At 60.8% G+C, this 19,311-nt stretch carries 17 protein-coding genes; 11 read left to right on the top strand and 6 right to left on the bottom strand.

The annotated features are described in order from the left end of the window. Positions 1 to 8: 8 nt before the first annotated feature. Complete coding sequence (locus AC3WQN_RS03510; protein WP_103398684.1) at positions 9 to 410, bottom strand: GFA family protein; 402 nt, start codon at positions 408 to 410, stop codon at positions 9 to 11. Between the two features lie 342 nt (positions 411 to 752). On the opposite strand from AC3WQN_RS03510, the gene AC3WQN_RS03505 reads away from it, so the two are divergent. The 9 genes from AC3WQN_RS03505 (at position 753) to AC3WQN_RS03465 (ending at position 11,015) form a co-directional block, all read left to right on the top strand. Beyond that, entirely contained in the window at positions 753 to 2,060 is a 1,308-nt protein-coding gene (locus AC3WQN_RS03505) for a CitMHS family transporter (RefSeq protein WP_103398683.1), read from the top strand. 86 nt (positions 2,061 to 2,146) lie between these two features. Next, on the top strand, positions 2,147 to 2,917 hold the full coding sequence (locus AC3WQN_RS03500; RefSeq protein WP_103398682.1) for a TerC family protein: 771 nt from the start codon (positions 2,147 to 2,149) through the stop codon (positions 2,915 to 2,917). Between the two features lie 211 nt (positions 2,918 to 3,128). After that, positions 3,129 to 4,787: a Na/Pi cotransporter family protein gene (locus AC3WQN_RS03495; RefSeq protein WP_103398681.1), complete on the top strand. Its 1,659-nt coding sequence runs from the start codon at positions 3,129 to 3,131 to the stop codon at positions 4,785 to 4,787. Positions 4,788 to 4,866: 79 nt separating this feature from the next. Further along, positions 4,867 to 6,246 carry a M16 family metallopeptidase gene (locus AC3WQN_RS03490; RefSeq protein WP_103398680.1) on the top strand — a complete coding sequence of 460 codons (1,380 nt, stop codon included), beginning with the start codon at positions 4,867 to 4,869 and terminating at the stop codon, positions 6,244 to 6,246. A 102-nt stretch (positions 6,247 to 6,348) separates the two neighbouring features. Then, entirely contained in the window at positions 6,349 to 7,392 is a 1,044-nt protein-coding gene (locus AC3WQN_RS03485; RefSeq protein WP_103398679.1) for a DUF5924 family protein, read from the top strand. Between the two features lie 54 nt (positions 7,393 to 7,446). After that, complete coding sequence (locus tag AC3WQN_RS03480) at positions 7,447 to 8,592, top strand: ABC transporter permease (protein ID WP_103398678.1); 1,146 nt, start codon at positions 7,447 to 7,449, stop codon at positions 8,590 to 8,592. Continuing rightward, positions 8,589 to 9,392 carry an ABC transporter ATP-binding protein gene (locus AC3WQN_RS03475; protein ID WP_103398677.1) on the top strand — a complete coding sequence of 268 codons (804 nt, stop codon included), beginning with the start codon at positions 8,589 to 8,591 and terminating at the stop codon, positions 9,390 to 9,392. The genes AC3WQN_RS03480 and AC3WQN_RS03475 overlap by 4 nt, the downstream gene beginning before the upstream one ends. A 1-nt stretch (position 9,393) precedes the next feature. Then, the gene (locus AC3WQN_RS03470) at positions 9,394 to 10,332 is read left to right on the top strand and encodes an MlaD family protein (protein ID WP_103398676.1); all 939 of its coding nucleotides are present in this window, start codon (positions 9,394 to 9,396) and stop codon (positions 10,330 to 10,332) included. After that, entirely contained in the window at positions 10,329 to 11,015 is a 687-nt protein-coding gene (locus AC3WQN_RS03465; protein WP_103398675.1) for an ABC-type transport auxiliary lipoprotein family protein, read from the top strand. Before AC3WQN_RS03470 ends, AC3WQN_RS03465 begins: the two co-directional genes overlap by 4 nt. Here the strand turns inward: AC3WQN_RS03465 and AC3WQN_RS03460 are convergent. The 4 genes from AC3WQN_RS03460 to AC3WQN_RS03445 all read right to left on the bottom strand — a co-directional run bounded on the left by AC3WQN_RS03460 (position 10,997) and on the right by AC3WQN_RS03445 (position 15,014). Further along, entirely contained in the window at positions 10,997 to 12,226 is a 1,230-nt protein-coding gene (locus tag AC3WQN_RS03460) for a nucleoside recognition domain-containing protein (protein ID WP_103398674.1), read from the bottom strand. The genes AC3WQN_RS03465 and AC3WQN_RS03460 overlap by 19 nt on opposite strands. A gap of 147 nt (positions 12,227 to 12,373) precedes the next feature. Then, positions 12,374 to 13,705, bottom strand: coding sequence for a glutamate/aspartate:proton symporter GltP (gltP, locus tag AC3WQN_RS03455; protein WP_103398673.1), 1,332 nt, complete (start codon positions 13,703 to 13,705; stop codon positions 12,374 to 12,376). 780 nt (positions 13,706 to 14,485) lie between these two features. Continuing rightward, positions 14,486 to 14,653: a DUF1328 domain-containing protein gene (locus AC3WQN_RS03450; protein WP_095147059.1), complete on the bottom strand. Its 168-nt coding sequence runs from the start codon at positions 14,651 to 14,653 to the stop codon at positions 14,486 to 14,488. A gap of 73 nt (positions 14,654 to 14,726) precedes the next feature. Next, positions 14,727 to 15,014: a hypothetical protein gene (locus AC3WQN_RS03445; RefSeq protein WP_103398672.1), complete on the bottom strand. Its 288-nt coding sequence runs from the start codon at positions 15,012 to 15,014 to the stop codon at positions 14,727 to 14,729. 441 nt (positions 15,015 to 15,455) lie between these two features. Here AC3WQN_RS03445 and algB point away from each other — a divergent pair, with 441 nt between their 5' ends. Further along, positions 15,456 to 16,802, top strand: a complete 1,347-nt coding sequence (gene algB / locus AC3WQN_RS03440; protein WP_103398671.1) for a sigma-54-dependent response regulator transcription factor AlgB — start codon at positions 15,456 to 15,458, stop codon at positions 16,800 to 16,802. 10 nt (positions 16,803 to 16,812) lie between these two features. Then, positions 16,813 to 18,603, top strand: coding sequence for an ATP-binding protein (locus AC3WQN_RS03435; RefSeq protein ID WP_103398670.1), 1,791 nt, complete (start codon positions 16,813 to 16,815; stop codon positions 18,601 to 18,603). Positions 18,604 to 18,647: 44 nt separating this feature from the next. Here the strand turns inward: AC3WQN_RS03435 and AC3WQN_RS03430 are convergent, their stop codons facing one another. Beyond that, on the bottom strand, positions 18,648 to 19,304 hold the full coding sequence (locus AC3WQN_RS03430; protein WP_103398669.1) for a DUF2931 family protein: 657 nt from the start codon (positions 19,302 to 19,304) through the stop codon (positions 18,648 to 18,650). Positions 19,305 to 19,311: the final 7 nt, after the last annotated feature.

Raw genomic sequence — 19,311 nt, 5'->3', positions numbered from 1 at the left:
GGCCTGGGTTACAGGCTTTCCTGTGCCTCTTCAGGCAACTGCTCATCCAGGTGCAGCCAGGGCAAGCGGCTGTCGGTCCAGATGTGCCGGTCGGCCGGAGCTTGCTCAGGATGGTCGAGGGTGGCAATGGTCACGTCGATGGTGTCCGGGCTCAGCTGAGTGATCAGCGCCAGGTGTGCGCCACAATGGGCGCAGAAATATCGCGCACAGTTCTCAGAAGAGTCGTACCGCGCTGCAGTCCCGGCCAGCCATCGGAATGCAGAGCGGGGCAGGGTGATCCAGGTGGTCACCAGGCCTCCGCTGACCCGTCGGCATATCGAACAGTGACAATGGGCGATGTCGCGCAATGGCCCACTGAATTCATAACGCAGTTGCCCGCAATGGCATCCGCCGGCGTGAAGTTCGCTCATGTGCAGATCTCCCTACTCAGGCTTCGGGCCGTTCGGTCGGCGTCCAGCCCATTACTTTAGGCGTCAACCTGCGACCTTGAACATCTCGTCCGCTGTTTGTACTGCGAAAGGTAGCTGAAAGGTTGGCCGATTAGGATCGCCTCACTACCGGCAATAGACCGGTTGGCCGACGCGAACGTTGCATCGTTTGCCCGGCCCATTTAACAACAACAATGGTGATTCTGATGTTCGCTCCTACCCGCCTGTTCGCCCCGACTCCCTTCGTACGCCTCGTGCCTCCCGTTCTGCGCTGACCCCATCCGGTCCGCCATTCCCTAGTCGCGCTACGCCTGGAGTATTCCCATGCTGACTTTCCTTGGCTTTGCCATGGTCATCACGTTCATGTACCTGATCATGACCAAGCGCCTGTCGGCGCTGATCGCCCTGATCATCGTTCCGATCCTGTTTGCCCTGTTCGGTGGCTTTGCGCCGAAGATCGGCCCGATGATGCTCGAAGGCATCACCAAGCTGGCCCCGACCGGGGTGATGCTGATGTTCGCCATCCTCTATTTCGCGCTGATGATCGACTCCGGCCTGTTTGACCCGGCGGTGCGCAAGATCCTCAAGCTGGTCAAGGGCGACCCGCTGAAGGTGTCCGTCGGCACCGCCGTGCTGGCCCTGGTCGTGTCCCTGGACGGTGACGGCGCGACCACCTACATGATCTGCGTGGCCGCCATGCTGCCGTTGTACAGCCGCATCGGCATGAGCCCGCGGATCATGGCCGGCCTGATCATCCTCGCCGGTGGCGTGATGAACATGACCCCCTGGGGCGGCCCGACCGCCCGTGCCGCCAGCGCATTGCATGTCGACCCGTCGGACATTTTCGTGCCGATGATCCCGGCCATGCTTGCCGGCGTGCTGGCGATCCTGGCGATTGCCTACCTGTACGGTAAGCGTGAGCGTGCACGCCTGGGTGAATTGCACCTGGCAGGCGATGAGATCGACCACAGCGAAATCAGCGTTTCCCAGTTCCCGGACGCCCGTCGTCCGAAGCTGATCTGGTTCAACGGTGCCCTGACGCTGGTCCTGATGTGCGCCCTGATCGCCGGCCTGCTGCCACTGCCCGTGCTGTTCATGGTCGCGTTCAGTATCGCGATGATCGTCAACTACCCATGCCTGCAACAACAGAAGGACCGCGTGGCGGCGCACGCCGGCAGCGTACTCGCAGTCGTCGGGTTGATCTTTGCCGCGGGTATCTTCACCGGTATCCTGTCCGGCACCGGCATGGTCGATGCCATGTCCAAAAGCTTGCTGGCCGTGATTCCGGAGTTCCTGGGGCCGTACCTGGCCGTGATCACCGCACTGGTGAGCATGCCGTTCACGTTCTTCATGTCCAACGATGCATTTTATTACGGCGTGTTACCGGTTCTCGCCGAAGCCGCCAGCCACTATGGCATCACCGCCGTGGAAATGGCCCGTGCCTCGATCGTTGGCCAGCCCGTACACTTGCTGAGCCCGCTGGTACCTTCGACCTACCTGCTGGTGGCGCTGGCCGGGATCGAATTCGGCGATCACCAGCGCTTCACCCTCAAGTGGGCAGTGCTGGTTTGCTTGTGCATACTGGTCGCCGCGTTGCTGATGGGTATTTTTCCATTGTTCAGCACCCTGTAACATCCCCACATCACTGCGCCGCCAGCCTGACTTCGATGTTTGAAGCGGCTGGCGTCGTGGTTTAACACTCGCTCAAAGGAATACACATGGAATGGCTGACCAACCCGGAGATCTGGGTTGCCTTCTTCACACTTACGGCCCTGGAAATCGTTCTGGGCATCGACAACATCATCATGATCTCGATCCTGGTCAGCCGCATGCCCAAGCATATGCAGGCACGTACCCGGATCTTTGGCCTGGCCCTGGCCATGATCACCCGGATCCTGTTACTGCTGTCGATCACCTGGGTCATGCGCCTGACCGCGGACCTGTTTGTAATCTTCGGCCAGGGTATTTCCGGGCGGGACCTGATCCTGTTCTTCGGTGGCCTGTTCCTGCTGTGGAAAAGCTCCCAGGAGATGTACCACGCGCTGGAAGGTGAAGACGAAACAGCCGACGAGCCAAGCGGTAAGGGCGGCAATTTCCTCTACACGATCATCCAGATCGCGATCATCGACATCGTGTTCTCCCTGGACTCGGTCATTACCGCCGTCGGCATGGTGTCCCATGTCCCGGTCATGGTCGCCGCGATCGTCGTTGCAGTGCTGGTGATGATGCTGGCAGCCGGCAAAATCAGTGAGTTCATCGACAAGCACCCGTCGCTGAAAATGCTGGCGCTGTCGTTCCTGCTGGTGGTGGGTACCGTGCTGATCGCCGAAGCCTTCGAAGTGCATGTGCCAAAAGGCTACGTCTACTTCGCCATGGCGTTCTCGCTGGCGGTCGAAGCGTTCAACATCAAAATGCGCTCGGCAATGGCGAAAAAGAAGAACCTGGCTCACGAGCCGGTAAAACTGCGCAAGGACATTCCGGGTCAATAACCCGAGTGCGCTGTAGGAAAAGGGGCTTTCGAGCCCCTTTTTCATGTCTGCAGAACGCTGTTTTCATGACGGTTTTGTTTCAATCACCTCTTTAGCTATGCGATGCTGGCGTCAGGACCATTCGCCAACTACAGCTTAAGTACAGAATCCATAACGTTACGCAGCACCGTCAACTTGCCCCTTTGGGGCGCTATGTACCCAGGGGCCCACTATGCTGACCCTGCTCAATCTACTGTCTGCGGTGGCTCTGCTGATCTGGGGCACGCACATCGTCCGAACCGGCATCCTGCGGGTCTACGGTTCCAACCTGCGCCACGTCATTGGCCGCAACATGTCCAAGCGCTGGCTGGCCTTCATCGCCGGGATCCTGGTGACCGCCATGGTCCAGAGCAGCAACGCCACCGCGATGCTGGTGACTTCATTCGTCGGCCAGGGCCTGATGGCACTGACGCCGGCCCTGGCGACCATGCTCGGTGCCGATGTCGGTACCGCGCTGATGGCCCGGGTCCTGACCCTGGATCTGTCCTGGCTGTCGCCGCTGCTGATTTTCCTGGGGGTGATTCTCTTTCTCTCGCGCAAGCAAACTCGCGCAGGCCAACTCGGCCGGGTAGGGATTGGCCTGGGGCTGATTATCCTGGCCCTGCAACTGATCGTCGAAGCCGCGGCTCCCATCACCCATGCCCAAGGCGTCAAGGTGCTGTTTGCTTCGCTGACCGGCGACATCCTGCTCGATGCCCTGATCGGCGCACTGTTCGCGATGATTTCCTACTCCAGCCTGGCAGCAGTGCTGCTCACCGCGACCCTTGCCGGCGCCGGAGTGATCAGCCTGCCAGTGGCCATTGGCCTGGTCATTGGCGCCAACATCGGCAGCGGGGTGCTGGCATTTCTCAGCACCAGCATGCAAAACGCCGCGGGGCGGCAAGTCGCGCTGGGTAGCCTGCTGTACAAAATGATCGGCCTGCTGTTGATCATTCCGGTACTCGACCCGCTGGTGCACTGGATGGACAGCCTTGATTTCAGCCCGCAGGGCCTGGTGATCGGTTTTCATCTGCTCTACAACACTCTTCGCTGCTTGATCCTGCTGCCCACCGTCAGCCCGATGGCACGGCTCTGCGCCTGGCTGCTACCGGAGCGGCCGGAAACCAACGGTCAAGCCAAACCCCGACATCTGGACCCAACAGCCCTCACCACCCCGAGCCTGGCCCTGGCCAACGCCTCCCGGGAAACCCTGCGCATCGGCGACCTGATCGATAACATGCTCGAAGCCATGCTCGACGTGCTGCGCGGCAAGCAGACCGCCGTCACCCAGGAGGTGCGCCGCTTGAGCGATGACGTTGAAGCCCTCTATAGCGCGATCAAGCTCTACCTGGCGCAGATGCCCCGCGAAGACCTCAGCGACCAGGACAGCCGGCGCTGGGCGGAAACCATCGAGCTGGCGATCAACCTGAAGCTCGCGTCGGACCTGATCGAACGTATGCTGCGCAAGGTTCAGCAGCAAAAGACCTCACAGCGTCGCTCCTTTTCCGACGTCGGCCTGGAAGAACTGGCCGGGCTGCACCATCAATTGATCGCCAACCTGCGCCTGGGGCTGTCGGTGTTTCTCAGCGCCGACAAGGAAAGTGCCCGGCAGCTGTTGCGCGAGAAACGCCGCTTTCGGGCTCAGGAGAGACGCCTGGCCCATGCCCACGTCAGCCGCCTGCAACGGAAAATCGTACAAAGCATCGAGACCAGCTCGCTGCACCTGGAGCTGATTGCCGACATGAAGCGCTTGAACTCACTATTCTGCGGCAGCGCCTACGTGGTGCTGGAAACCTCCGAAACCGGAGCCTTGGCTGTCGAGGACATGGCTGACATTACCCATTCACCCTGAACGTCTAGCGTTGTAGAAAGTCCCTACAAAAGCTGAATGAAAATCCTCGCTCCCGCCTCTACCCGCCAGGAAGGTTGTTATGCGTTGTCTGTTGTTCGCGTGTCTGCTGCTCGGCTCCACCTGCTCATGGGCCATGGACCGCTTTCAGGTTGAAGGTTACGTGCTGCCAAACGGCCTGCAGATCCTGCTCAAACCCGGCAGTGAACGCGGCCATGTCGCCATTCGTCTGGTGGTTGGGGTTGGCCTTGATGATTTCGCCTGCGCCGACAAAGAACTGCCTCACCTGCTTGAGCATGTGCTGTTCAGCGGCATCGACGCCGGGGGCGAGGGTGGGCTTGAAGAGCGCATGCAGGGGCTGGGGGGTGAATGGAACGCCTACACCAGCAATGCCGACACCACGTTCGTCATCGAAGCCCCGGCGAAAAACCAGCGTAAGGTCCTGGACGTCCTGTTGGCACTGCTGACCGAAACCCGCATCTACGACACGGCCATCCGCGCCGCCAAACAGGTGGTTGAACGCGAAGAGGGTGGCCACTACACCCACCTGCAACGCTGGCTCGACCGCCAGGACCTGGGCCACACGGCCAGTAATCAACTGGCCGTGGAGTTGGGCCTCAAGTGCCCGGAGCGGGCCGAAGTCCATCATCTGACCCGCGAACAATTGAAGCGGGTGCGCAAGGACTGGTATGCGCCCAATAACATGACGCTGATTGTCGTGGGCGACCTCGATCGCCTGCTGCCGGCTTACCTGGAACGCACTTTCGGTCAACTCAAGCCGATCGAGCCCACTGCGCATCCGCCCCTGCCGCAGATCCAGAACACCGCCCAGGCCCGGCGCAACCTGATCCACGGATGGGTGGGCGACGGTGCCAGGCTGCACTGGCTGCTCCCGGAGCCGGTGCTCGACGATCAGTACGACGAGACCTTCGATCTGCTCAAGGACTACCTCGACTGGGCGCTTTACCGTCAGCTACGGCTGGCGCATGGTTTGTCCTATGGCCCCTCCGCCGAACGCGAAGTGTTCGGCGGCGTAGGCTTCATGAGCCTCAATGCGGATCTTGAGCGCGATGACCTGCCACAAGCGCAGCAGGTCCTGGATGAGCTCAAGGCCGACCTGCTGAAAAACGGCCTCGACCCTGTCGGCTTCGAGCGCCTGAAACAGGCGGCCATTGCCCGGCAGGCCTGGGCCGTGCAAGGCAACAGCGCATTGGCCGACTACTACTGGAGCGCCCTGTCAGACTATGAAGACGGGCTCTTCGACAACCCCGCCAGACGCTTGCGCGCGGTGACGCTCAAACAGGCCAACCTGGCCCTGCATGCACTGCTCGACCAGCCGGGTTACCTGCGAATCGAGAAGCCACTGCTCAGCGATGACCAGGTGCTGTGGTTGTTGGGTGGCGTATTGGGGGTGTTGGTGTTCGGGGTGCTGGGCTGGCGTTGGCATCGCAGGCACCCGTAACGATCGCGAGGGCACTGGCTCCCTCGCCACGGGCTTCTCGCAACATCAGTGTGCCAGCGGTATCCTGTGCGGGTTTTTCCCTTGAGCACTGTGAACCGTCCAATGCCTAATCTCCCCCAGACCCTACAGCGCATTCTCGAACTGATGAAGCGCTACCCCGGGGTCATTGCCCTGGGTGGTTTCATCTCGGGGGTCGGCAGCTTCATCCTGGTTGACCGCCAACAAGGCCTGGCGACCTGGATTGCAATCATCATGCTGGTCAGTTGGGTCTGGCTGATGCTGGAAAACAGCCTGACAGAGCTGTTCGCCAAGGTGTTCAAGCGCGAAATCCCGCAACCTCTGCTGCGCTATGCCACGCAGATGATCCACCAGGAAAGCCTGTTCTTCGTCCTGCCGTTCTTTTTCATCACGACCGCCTGGAACAGCGGGCAACTGGTGTTCACCGGGCTGCTCGGCGCCGCGGCGCTGATCTCGATCATCGACCCCCTGTACTACAAGTGGCTGGCGCCGCGTCGCTGGTTGTTCCTGGCCATGCACACCCTGACGCTGTTCGCCGCCCTGCTGACTGCATTGCCGATCATCCTGCACCTGACCACTGCGCAGAGCTTCAAGCTGGCACTGGGCACCGCCATGCTGCTGTCGTTCCCAAGCCTGGCCTCGATCTTTCCGATTCGCACAGTGCGCGGCGGGCTGAGCGTGCTGTGCATCACCCTGGTCATCGGCGCTACCGGCTGGTTCATGCGCTCGTGGGTACCGCCGGCCACCTTGTGGATGACCGAGGTGGCCATCAGCACCCAACTGCAGGACCGTACGCCAGGCGACAGCCTGCATCAGGTCAGCGTTGCCCAACTGAGCCGCGATGGCCTGTACGCCTACACCGCGATCAACGCCCCGCGCGGGCTGGACGAGCGGATTTATCACGTCTGGAAATTCAACGGCAAAGAGGTCGACCGCATTGCCCTGGATATCCACGGCGGGCGCAAGGAAGGCTACCGGGCCTGGACCCACAAGCAGAACTTCCCCGGCAATCCGGTGGGCAAATGGCAGGTTCAGGTACTGACCGAAGACGGTCAGGTGATTGGTGTCCTGCGCTTCGTCGTGAGCGACGCAGGTCAAAACAATCAGGCGCCGAACGAGGCAAAGTAACGGCGATCATGCTATTACGTAGCACTTCGCATTAGCCGAACAAGCAAGGAGCTTATGAGCAATACGATAGCCGGCAGTGCCCGACTCGATACCTCGCAGACCCCCGCGCTGCTGAGGATCACGGGGGACTGGACGCTCGCCCATTACGCCGACCTCAAGCGCCTGCGTGAAACCCTCAAAGGTCAGTACGACGAGCGCGCCACCATTGACCTTAACGGACTGGGTGCACTCGACACGGCAGGCGCTTCCTTGCTGGTCGAACTGCTGGGGGCCGAGCGCCTCGGCAAATCGGCCGAACACCCCGACTGCAGCCTGTCAGCCGCCGACCGCGCGCTGCTGCAAACGGTCTATTGCTCAATGGCCGACTTCTGTATCCCCGTCAAAGAGCCCGACATCAGCGTCGGCGTCCAGTTGCTGACCCGGATTGGTCGCGCTGTCGATACCGTCTGGCAAGACACCCTGCAACTGCTGGGTTTTGTCGGCCTGATCCTGGAAACCATCGCCCGTGGGCTGTTTCGCCCCAAGCGCTGGCGGATCACCCCGATGGTGGCACACATCGAACAAACCGGGCTCGACGCCGCCCCCATCGTCGCCTTGCTGACCTTCCTGGTGGGCGCGGTGGTGGCGTTCCTCGGGGCGACGGTACTCGCCAGCTTTGGCGCGAGCATTTTTACCGTGGACCTGGTGGCTTTCTCGTTTTTACGTGAATTTGGCGTATTGCTGACCGCGATCCTCATGGCTGGCCGCACCGCCAGTGCCTTCACCGCGCAAATCGGCTCCATGAAGGCCAATGAAGAAATCGATGCCATCCGCACCTTGGGCCTGGACCCGACCGAATTGCTGGTGGTGCCACGAGTGCTGGCACTGCTGGTGGCTCTGCCCATGCTGACGTTCCTGGCCATGCTCTCGGGGATTGTTGGCGGCGGGGTGGTCTGCGCCCTCTCGCTGGATATCTCGCCGGCGATGTTCCTGTCCTTGCTGCAATCGGACATTGGCGTTCAGCACTTTCTGGTGGGCATGGTCAAAGCACCGATCTTCGCCTTCCTGATCGCCGCCATCGGCTGCCTGGAAGGCTTCAAGGTCAGCGGCAGCGCCGAGTCCGTGGGCGCACACACGACCTCAAGCGTGGTGCAGTCGATTTTTGTGGTGATCGTGCTGGATGCGGTGGCCGCGCTGTTCTTTATGGAGATGGGCTGGTGAGTCGCTTACCCCGTGCACCCACCGAAGCGGTGATCGAAGTCCGTGGACTGTGCAACCGCTTCGGCAAGCAAAGCGTGCATGAGAACCTCGATCTGGATCTGTACAAGGGCGAGATCCTCGCCGTAGTGGGTGGTTCCGGCAGCGGCAAGTCGGTGTTGCTGCGCAGCATCGTCGGCCTGCGCCAGCCCAGCGAAGGCAACGTGACAGTATTTGGCAAGAACCTGCCCAACTTGTCGGAGCATGAGCGCTCAATGGTCGAGCGACGCTTCGGCGTGCTGTTCCAGAAGGGCGCATTGTTCTCGTCGCTGACCGTGACGGAAAACGTCGCGCTGCCGCTGATCGAACACGCGGGGCTAAGTCGCGACGATGCCGAGCACCTGGCCGCCGTGAAACTGGCCCTCGCCGGCTTGCCCCTGTCGGCGGCCGACAAGTACCCGGCCTCGCTGTCCGGCGGCATGATCAAACGTGCTGCACTGGCCCGGGCACTGGCGCTGGACCCGGACATCCTGTTTCTCGATGAACCGACCGCGGGCCTCGACCCTATCGGTGCAGCCGCATTCGATCAGTTGATCCTGACGCTGCGCGATGCATTGGGACTGAGTGTGTTCCTGGTGACCCACGACCTCGACACGCTCTACACCATCACCGACCGGGTGGCGGTGCTGGCGCAGAAAAAGGTGCTGGTGGCCGATGCGATCGACGTCGTGTCCGAGACCAACGACCCGTGGATTCACGAATACTTCCATGGCCCACGCGGCCGCGCGGCGCTGACAGCCGCTTCACAGCTCAACGAGGTATGACATGGAAACCCGAGCCCATCATGTATTGATCGGCCTGTTCACTGTAATCGTCGTAGCCGGCGCCTTGCTGTTCGGCCTGTGGCTGGCCAAGTCCAGTGTCGACACGGAGTTCAAGGATTATGAAGTCGTCTTCAACGAGGCCGTGAGCGGCTTGTCCAAAGGCAGTGCCGTGCAATACAGCGGGATCAAGGTCGGCGATGTGGTGAGCTTGCGCCTGGACCCCGACGATCCCCGCCGGGTGCTGGCACGGATTCGCCTGGGCGGCGACACCCCGGTCAAGGAAGACACTCAGGCCAAACTGACACTGACCGGTATTACGGGCACCTCGATCATCCAGCTCAGCGGCGGCACCCCTAAAAGCCCGGAACTGCGAGGCGAGGACGGTAAATTGCCGACTATCGTCGCCTCGCCGTCGCCCATCGCACGGTTGCTGAACAACAGCGACGACGTGATGAGCAGCATCAACCAACTGCTGTACAACGCCAACCAGATGCTATCGCCGGAAAACGTCGAGCGCCTGAGCAAGACTCTCGATCATCTGGAACAAACCACCGGGGCCATTGCCGACCAGCGCGGCGATATCCGCCAGGCCCTGCAACAACTGGCGGTTGTCGGCAAGCAGGCCGGTGCCGCCATAGAGCAGACCGCCGCGTTGATGCGTAACGCCAACGGCCTGCTCAATGACCAGGGCAAACAGATGTTCGGCAGTGCCGAGCACGCCATGAAATCCCTGGAGCAGAGCACGGCGACTATCAACACGCTGCTGAGCAGCAATCAGGCCGCATTGAACAACGGCATGCAGGGACTCAACGGCCTGGCACCGGCCGTGCGCGAACTGCGCGACACCCTGAGTTCGCTGCGAGCCATTTCACGTCGCCTCGAAGCCAACCCCGGCGGCTACCTGCTGGGCGGCGACAATGACAAGGAGTTCACACCATGAAAGGTGTCTACCGCACTTTCGCCCACGGCACGCTGCTGGCAAGCCTGGCACTGACCGGCGCCTGCTCGATCCTCCCCAAACCGGAGCCACAGGATATCTATCGCCTTCCCGCAGCCCAGGGTAGCGAGCCGTCGACCCACGCCAGTTCGGTACGCTGGTCGCTGAAGGTCGCCAAACCGCAGGCGGGTGACGTGCTGAACAGCGCCAAGATCGCCGTGATCCCGCAAGGTGACCTGATCAGCAGCTACAAGGCTTCGCGCTGGAGCGACGCGACGCCAATCCTGCTGCGCAACCGTCTGCTCGATGGTTTTACCCAGGACGGCCGCGTAGGCCTGCTGAGCACCGACGACAGTAACTTTCAGACCGACCTGGAACTGGGCGGCAACCTGCAGGCCTTCCAGACCGAGTATCAGGGCAACCGTGCACAGGTGGTGATTCGCCTGGATGCATTGCTGGTGCGCGGCACCGACCAGCGCATCCTCGCCAGCCGGCGCTTTGAAGTGCGCCAGCCATTGAACGATGTGAAAGTGCCCGCCGTGGTGACCGGGTTCGGCCAGGCTGGCGATTCGCTGACCAGGCAGGTGATTGCGTGGACGGTGGAGCAGGGGCAGCAGAACGCTTCCACGAAACCTTCAGTCAGCACCCTCGCCACAGAGATAGCGGACTACCCAAAGAACCAGTAGCACACCCCGATCGCGCCCAGCACCCCGGCGAGTTCCGCCAGCAGGGCGCAGCCCACGGCGTGCCGCGCGCGCTGGATGCCCACGGCGCCGAAGTACACCGCCAGTACGTAGAAGGTGGTTTCGGTGCTGCCCTGGATCGTTGCCGCGACCAGCGCCGGGAAGCTGTCCACCCCCGACGTCTTCATGGTTTCAATCAACATGGCGCGCGCTGCGCTGCCCGAGAACGGTTTGACCATCGCCGTCGGCAGGGCGTCGACGAAACGGGTGTCCCAGCCAGCCCACTCCACCAGATGACGAATCCCGTCCAGGCCGAAGTCCAGCGCGCCGGAGGCTCGCAGCACACCCACCGCACAGAGCATCGCCACCAGGTACGGCAGCAGGTTCTTGGCCACGTCGAAGCCTTCCTTGGCGCCCTCGACGAATGTTTCGTAGACCTTGACCTGGCGCAGCGCACCAATCACCAGGAACAGCATGATCAGCCCAAACAGCGTCAGGTTGCCAAGGATCGACGACAGGCCGGCCAGCGCGGTGGCCGAGAGCGTCGCCAGCAAGGCCATGAAGGCACCCAGTACCAGCGCACCCGGAATCAGATAAGCCAGCACCACCGGGTCCCACAGGCGCAGACGCTGCATGAACGCCACCGACAACAGGCCGACCAGGGTCGAGCAACTGGTCGCCAGCAGGATGGGCAGGAACACCAGGGTCGGATCGGGCGCGCCTTGCTGGGCGCGGTACATGAAGATGGTCACCGGCAACAGGGTCAGTGACGACGCGTTGAGCACCAGGAACAGAATCTGCGCGTTACTGGCCACTGTTGCGCTGGGGTTGAGCTCCTGCAACGCCTTCATGGCCTTGAGACCGATCGGCGTGGCGGCGTTGTCCAGGCCCAGGCCGTTGGCCGCAAAGTTGAGGGTGATCAGGCCGATGGCCGGATGGCCGGCCGGTACTTCCGGCATCAGGCGCAGGAACAGTGGCCCCAGGGCCTTGGCCAGCCATTCGACGATACCGGCCTTCTCGGCGATTTTCAGAAAGCCCAGCCACAGGGTCAAGGTGCCGAACAACAGCACCATCACTTCGACCGACAGCTTGGCCATGGCGAAGATGCTTTCCACCATCGCCGCGAAGATCCCGGCATTGCCACCGATCAACCACTGCGCCAGTGCCGAAACGGCCGCCACGACGAAAAAGCCAAGCCACAGGCCATTGAGCATCAGTCAAATTCCCCCAAAAGATGCGCGAATGATAGCGGGGTGGGCAGAAACGACAAACCCCGGATTTCTCCGGGGTTTGTGGGCCGGACGCAAAGCGTCCGGGGATGCATTCCCACGCAGGGCGCGGGAACGATCATGTCGGCGAACTCAGTTGCTGGAAGTCTCGCCGACCGGCAGCTTCTCTTTGCTGCGCCAGTGCGGCAGGGAGTTCCAGTAGCGCTGGCCCTTGGCATCGTCGTACATGCCTTCCCAACGCGCGATAACCAGTACGGCCAGGGCGTTGCCGATCACGTTCAGTGCGGTACGGGCCATGTCCATGATGCGGTCGACACCGGCGATGAACGCCAGGCCTTCCAACGGAATACCCACGCTGCCCAGGGTGGCCAGCAGCACCACGAAGGACACACCCGGTACGCCGGCGATACCTTTGGAGGTGACCATCAGGGTCAGTACCAGCAGCAGTTGCTGGCTGATCGACAGGTCGATGCCGTACAGCTGGGCAATGAAGATTGCCGCGATGCTCTGGTACAGGGTCGAACCGTCGAGGTTGAACGAGTAACCGGTCGGCACCACGAAGCTGCAAATGGCTTTCGGCGCGCCGTAGGCTTCCATCTTCTCGATCACGCGCGGCAGCACGGTTTCCGAGCTCGCGGTGGAGTAGGCCAGCACCAGCTCATCCTTGAAGATGCGTATCAGCTTGAGCACCGAGAAACCGAACAGGCGTGCGATCAGGCCCAGAACGACAAAGCCGAAGAAGGCAATGGCGGCGTAAACCAGGATCACCAGCTTGGCCAGCGGCAGCAGGGACGCGAAGCCGAAGTTGGCAACGGTCACCGCGATCAGTGCGAACACACCGATCGGTGCGTAGTTCATGATCATGTGAGTGACCTTGAACATGCTTTCCGATACGCCCTGGAACATCTTCACCAGCGGATCGCGCAGGTCGGACTGCAGGCTCGACAGACCGAGGCCGAACAGGACCGAGAAGAAGATGATCGGCAGCATCTCGCCACGCGCCATGGCAGCAAAGATGTTCGACGGAATCAGGTTGAGGATGGTTTCGACGAACGCATGTTCATGCTGAACCTCGGCCGCCGTCGCCTGGTACTTGGAAATATCCACAGTCCCCAGGGTGCTCATGTCGATGCCCGAGCCCGGGTGGAACAGGTTGGCCAGCACCAGACCCACCAGAATGGCGATGGTGGTGACGATTTCGAAGTAAATGATGGTCTTCAGACCAATGCGCCCAAGCTTCTTCGCATCACCCACGCCAGCGATACCGACGATCAACGAGGAGATCACGATCGGGATCACGATCATCTTGATGAGACGGATAAAGATATCGCCCGCCGGTTGCAGGACGTTGCTGATCCACCAGGCTTTTTCAGCACTGAAATGGTTGAGCACTGCGCCGATTGCTATACCCAGGACCAGACCGATGAGGATCTGCCAGGCGAGGCTAAGCTTTGCCTTCTTCATATCATTACCCTTACTTGCGTTTGACTCGGGCAGATGCACGAACTGGAACGCTCAATGGCGGAAAAGTTTGAGCATCTACCCCCGTATAAGGTGCCCCGGAACGCGTGTATACGGCTCTCTGGCAGGCGAAAAAAGGCGCAACTATTCCGATGCAAGGACACCGCGTCTAATGCCGTAAACGCCTACCCTATGCCGAATCGGCATGAGTTTTTTCAAACAAAACGGCCGTCCCAACCGGTTCGAATACGACATTTCGGCAGGCATAAGTGCCGTGAACCGGCCATCGCAGAGGACAGTGGTTGTTTTTTGATCAGTCAATACGGGGCAAAAAAAACAGAATTTCCCTACTCGCAGCGACGAAAAATGACCGGAAATTAATCTTAAAAATCTCGATATACGGTCACTTGGAAACACTGCGAAATGCTTTGCCAGGCAGAAGCAGGAACAATTACCCGATAAAAATCACGGGATCGCTCTAGGACAATGCTTTGCACTTGTGAGCGCGCCGCCTGTTCACCACCTTGCAAGCGATTGGCGAACAGACGGCGCAGCTTTGCGTTGCCTGACCCGGTCCTTTCGCGGGCACTCCCTGTACCCGTAGGTCACTCCGATCCTGAAACAATCAGAACGTCCCGGCCCCCTGGTCATGCACGCACCCTCCTCGGGTGGGCGCAAAGGAAAGAGACCCTGTTGATCCCTTTCGGTTTTCAAACTGGCTGCATGTTCCTGGCAGTGTCGCCCCGCGGGGCGGCAGGCTGCGCTGGCAGCAAGTCCTCGCGATCAGCCTCGACCACCGCGACGGCCAAAGAAGAAGGACGCGATGAACATCACCAGGAACACGACAAAGAGAATCTTGGCGATACCCGTGGCGGTGCCCGCGATACCACCGAAGCCAAGTACGGCAGCGACAATGGCAATAATCAGGAATGTGATTGCCCAGCTCAACATGATGATTCTCCTTACACGTCTATTTAGTGGTGCTGCCTTACCCGATGTGCGAAACGCACGTCCGGCCTGTTGCCTAGAACACCCAACGCTCCTGAGGCGGCCCCTTGAACTCAGGCCGGGCCTGATCAATGTCCATCATTCGCCTGGAAGTCGCGTCAGGTAGGTGGCTGCTGACGGCGCTGGAACGGGGCGGGGCGATATGCAGGGTTGGTGCGATGCCTGCGTCCGGCTGCTGACTGTGCTCCCAGCGCAAGAACTGCTGGCCTCCGATCAGGGTGACCACCAACGCCAGCACGATGGACAGTCCCTGTTGGACACACAGCGGCAAGAGTCGCAATGGGGCGCCGCGTTGGCGATTCATCCTGATGCTCCTCCCACACGGGTGGTGATGGGTTTGCGGGCGCGGTGTCATGAGCGACCCGGATCAACCAGAGCATTGCAGCCGGCATGCCAGCTTCTTTTCAGTTAAAACACCAATAAAATCAGATAGTTATAAATAAACCCAGAATCCGTTTGAGCGCATCCTGCACGATGCGCGAGGGTCGCTCGTGCGATATGCACGATCGGCCTGAGGCAAATGGAAAATTTTTGGAATGTATGGGGCACTGCAGATGTCAGAAAAGGAGGCAGGACAACCCAACACCCGTGAATGGGCAGCAATACCTGATAAAAACCCACGTTTATTGATGAATTGCGCAGATATCGGCTTCGTTTTGATCAGAAGCGACCAGAATGAATCATGCAACTTGCCTGATTTCTCCGGGACTAAATCAAGATCACTCATTCAAGGAGCGCAGGAAAAATGGAATTCGCCAACGAGCATCAAGGCCGCATCCTGCTGGTGGACGATGAGGCCGCCATCCTGCGCACCTTTCGCTACTGCCTCGAAGACGAAGGCTACAGCGTCGCCACTGCCAACAGCGCCGCCCAGGCCGACCTCCTGCTGCAGCGCCAGGTCTTCGATCTGTGCTTCCTTGACCTGCGGCTGGGCGAAGACAACGGTCTCGACGTGCTGGCGCAAATGCGCATCCAGGCACCGTGGATGCGCGTGGTCATCGTCACCGCACACTCAGCCGTGGACACCGCCGTCGACGCCATCCAGGCCGGTGCCGCTGATTATCTGGTCAAGCCTTGCAGCCCGGATCAACTGCGACTGGCCACCGCCAAACAGTTGGAGGTTCGCCAGCTTTCGGCACGCCTTGAAGCCCTCGAAGGCGAACTGCGCAAACCCGGCAACGGCCTGGATTCCCACAGCCCGGCGATGAAAGTCGTCCTGGAAACTGCGCGCCAAGTTGCCAGCACCGACGCCAATATCTTGCTTCTCGGCGAGTCAGGCACGGGTAAAGGCGAGCTGGCACGGGCCATCCATGGCTGGAGCAAGCGCGCGAAGAAGTCCTGCGTCACCGTCAACTGCCCGTCCTTGACGGCCGAGCTGATGGAAAGCGAGCTGTTCGGTCATAGCCGGGGAGCGTTCACCGGGGCCAGCGAAAGCACCCTGGGCCGGGTCAATCAGGCCGATGGCGGCACACTGTTCCTCGATGAAATCGGTGATTTTCCATTGACCCTGCAGTCCAAACTGCTGCGCTTCATTCAGGACAAGGAATACGAGCGAGTCGGTGACCCGGTGACCCGGCGCGCCGATGTGCGGATTCTTGCCGCCACCAACCTCAACCTCGAAGACATGGTCCGCGACGGGCGTTTCCGTGAAGACCTGCTGTACCGGTTGAATGTCATCACCTTGCACCTGCCACCGCTACGCGAACGGGCAGAGGATATTCTGGCCCTGGCCGACCGCTTCCTCGCCGGCTTCGTCACAGAGTACGCCCGGCCGGCCAGAGGGTTCAGCGACGAGGCACGCGAGGCGCTACTGGGATACCGATGGCCCGGCAACATCCGCGAACTGCGTAACGCGGTCGAGCGGGCGAGCATCATTTGCCCACAGGAGCGGGTGGAAATCAGTCATTTGGGCATGGCTGAACAGCCCACCAACAACGCTCCACGTATCGGTGCCGCGTTGAGCCTGGATGAACTGGAGAAAGCCCACATCGGCGCGGTACTGGCCAGCTCCGGCACCCTGGACCAAGCAGCCAGGACCCTGGGCATCGACGCCTCGACGCTGTATCGCAAACGCAAACAGTACAATTTGTGAGCAGTACCTTATGAAGCTGGCGATAAAGTTGCGCACGCGACTGTTTCTGAGCATCTCGGCATTGATGACCGTCGCCTTGCTCGGGCTGGTACTCGGACTGGTCAGTGTGATGCAGATGGCCAGCGATCAGGAGGGGCTGGCTCGCGACAATTTCATCACCCTGGACCTGGGCCTGAAGCTGCAACAGACCTTGGGTGATCAACGGGCCATCATGCTCAACGAAACGCCCGACCTTGAAGCGCTGCACGCATCGGAGCGGCACTCCTTCGAGCTACTGGACCAAGGCATCGCCCATGAGGACAGCCTCGATACCGACCACCACGGCTTCCAGCAGGCTCGCAATGACTACCGGACGCTCCTCGAAGCCTTCCGTCACGCACAGGAACCTCCCGCCACACTCAGCGGCAATCAGGCACTCACCGAAAAACTCGACATCCTGCGCAACGGCCTGATTGCCGAACAGCAACGGGCACTGGAGAACATCGGCAGCACTCAGCACGATGTCCGTCAACGTGCGTTGCTGGTCGCCGGCCTGCTTGGCCTAGTGGCGCTGGCGGTGCTGATCGTCGGCTTTGTCACCGCACACGGTATCGCGCAACGCTTTGGTGCCCCCATCGAAGCGCTGGCCAAGGCGGCGGACGACATCGGCCAAGGCAACTTTGACGTTACCCTGCCGATTTCCCCGGCCGCGGAGATGATCCAGCTGACTCGGCGCTTCGGCCTCATGGCCGAAGCCTTGCGCGAACATCAGGCAACCAACGTCGACGAACTGCTTGCCGGCCAGCAACGCTTGCAGGCGGTGCTCGACAGCATCGACGACGGCTTGTTGATGATCGACCGCCAAGGGCATCTGGAGCACTTTAACCCGGTCGCGCAGCGCCAGCTGGGCTGGGACGACGATCGCCTGGGCCAGGGCCTGGGCACCTCGCTGCAACGTCCGGAGCTTGATGAGCAACTGCAACGGGTGCTGCAGGGCGGTTCGCTGGAGCGCGCACCTGAAGACCTGAGCATCGAAGTCGATGGCCAATCGCGCCTGCTGTCCTACAGCCTGACCCCCGTCAGCCGTACCGAAGGTCATATTCTCGGCGCGGTGATGGTGCTGCACGACGTCACCGAACAGCGAGCCTTTGAGCGGGTGCGCAGCGAGTTCGTACTGCGCGCCTCCCACGAACTGCGCACGCCGGTCACCGGCATGCACATGGCCTTCGGTTTGTTCCGCGAACGAGCGCACTTTGCCGAAGAGACGCGCGAAACGGATTTGCTGAACACGGTCAATGACGAAATGCAGCGTTTAGTGCAGTTGATCAACGACCTGCTGAACTTCTCGCGCTATCAAAACGGCCTGCAAAAGCTCTCCCTGGCGGCCTGCAACGTCGATGACCTGCTGGCGCAAGCGCAAGGGCGCTTTGCCGAACGGGCCAATGAACACAACATCGAGCTGCGGGTGGAGGTACAGGCCCCGATGCCACGCTTGCAGGCCGATCAGGCGCAACTGGACCGCGTGCTGGACAACCTGATCGACAATGCCCTGCGCCACACCCGCCCCAACGGGCAAATACGCTTGCAGGCCCGTCGTCACGGCGAACGGGTGATCATCAGCGTCGAAGACAACGGCGAAGGCATCGCCTATGGCCAGCAGGGGCGAATCTTCGAGCCGTTTGTTCAGGTCGGACGCAAGAAAGGGGGCGCAGGGCTTGGCCTGGCCCTGTGCAAGGAGATCGTGCAACTGCACGGTGGCCGCATCGGCGTTTACTCACGGCCGGGGCAGGGGGCTCAGTTTTACATGGCGTTGCCGTTGTGACTGCCCCCCGCGGTTAGAGCTTCAGACCACAGCGCGTTCTACTGCTACCAACTCCCATAGGGGATACCAAAACGTTCGACGTAGCGCTTGGATGAGGCGGATTGCGGGGTGTAGCGCCCCTGGAATTTCCCCTGGTCCGGTCCTAAAGGCTCGATATCCACCTGCACTCGGTCGGTTTTAATGGGGCGTCCACATTCATCCCGCACCCAGACTTGAATAATCCCACCTGGGGCCAACCCCACATTCATCAACGACAGGGAGTACGCCGGCTCGTCCGGTCGCTCCGGGCAACGGCGCATTGTGGCCCGGCGCATAATGCGCCGGGTTTCTTCCGAGATCTCGATCCAGCCCTTGTAGGTGGTTTGATTGGCGTTGGATTGCCAGCGAACATAAATGCGCCTGGGCAAATCTGCGCCGGTCACCGGCCTGAGAGACACCCCTAGACCGCTCCAACCTTTTGCCACCTCGGTACCGTCCTCCCGATCACTGCCCGCGGCAGTATTACCTGCGATATTGCGAAACAACATTCCTTGTATGTCCTCTACGGCAGACATCTCCACCCACACTTTCATATGGGCCGGCTCGACGAAATCGATATGCCATGAATCGTCCTTCGGATCGTTGGCCCCGGAAAGCGGATCAATGGGCTGACAGCCGCTGAGCATCATGAATAACCCCAGCAGTACAAAAAGCTGTTTCATCAGTGTG

This window comes from Pseudomonas sp. FW300-N1A1 (genome assembly GCF_058789115.1).
Note: the sequence above shows the minus strand (reverse complement) of the source record. Positions and strands in the feature narration are given on the sequence as shown.